We start from the raw sequence: 992 nt of genomic DNA, 5'->3' as shown, positions 1-992 counted from the left end.
GGTCGGCGTGCCGCTCCCTTGGCCGACGGCGACGCCACCGATTGGGTGGCTGAAATGTAATGGGGCGGCATTTGATAAAGCTAAGTATCCGCAGCTCGCCACGGCTTATCCAAGCGGCGTTCTTCCCGATTTGCGTGGGGAATTTATTCGAGGTTGGGATGATGCTAGAGGAGTGGATGCGGGACGTGAACTTTTATCATTTCAGGAGGGGACAATTGTTTCTGGATTCGATGACAATGATACTGGTGATATTAGTTCTCTTGGTTTGACTGAAGATGGTTACGGCGATCCGCTCTCATCAGCTCAATGGGATAAGATAAAAGGCAAGAAATGGATCACGTATTCTCCCGAAACTGCTTCCCAGCGGTATGAGTGGTGGGCTTATGTTGTAGCACGTCCACGTAACTTAGCATTCAATTACATAGTCAGAGCGGCATAAGTTATATTTTAAAAAGTGGAACCCCAATTGGGGTTCCACTTTTTACATGGATATGTTTTATATAACAAGATTTAGTACTTTGCTAAGTTAAGCAGCCCTCACAATGTAGTTGAATGCTAAATTGCGTGGGCGGGTTTCGGTAATACCTGTAGCTTTGGTGGTTGCATTAACGATACCACCGGTTGTAACGACAGAATTAGGCAATGGATAATTATCAAAGTCGATTGAGGGATTCTCTGGAGTTATCTGTTTTAAAATAGTCGTGCCCGCGAAATCCTCCAAAGACGCATCATTCAATCGTACTGTCCACATACCCCATTCATGCATATGACTGGCAAGTCCATGCCCTTGTGAAACAAGAATATTTCTCCCTACATCAACGCCTCGCCCATCATCCCACCCTCGAATAAATTCCCCACGCAAATCGGGAAGCACGCCACTTGGATAAGCCGTGGCGAGCTGCGGATACTTAGCTTTATCAAACGCCGCTCCATTACATTTCAACCACCCGGCCGGAGGATTCGCCGTCGGCCAAGGGAGCGGCACGCCGACG

General features: G+C 47.8%; 2 protein-coding genes. One reads left to right on the top strand and one right to left on the bottom strand.

Annotated elements, in window-relative coordinates; translation table 11 throughout:
• Window positions 1-439 (top strand): phage tail protein (locus tag ACT3RR_RS23105; protein ID WP_496201171.1); only part of this gene is annotated, 439 nt, incomplete at its 5' end.
• An 87-nt stretch (window positions 440-526) separates the two neighbouring features.
• Here ACT3RR_RS23105 and ACT3RR_RS23100 read toward each other — a convergent pair.
• Window positions 527-992, bottom strand: a 466-nt coding sequence (locus ACT3RR_RS23100) for a phage tail protein (RefSeq protein ID WP_496201170.1), incomplete at its 5' end; no start/stop codon positions are given.

This window comes from Ewingella sp. AOP8-B2-18 (genome assembly GCF_052376015.1).
In the GTDB taxonomy this organism is placed as follows: Bacteria; Pseudomonadota; Gammaproteobacteria; order Enterobacterales; family Enterobacteriaceae; genus Ewingella; species Ewingella allii.
Note: the sequence above shows the minus strand (reverse complement) of the source record. Positions and strands in the feature narration are given on the sequence as shown.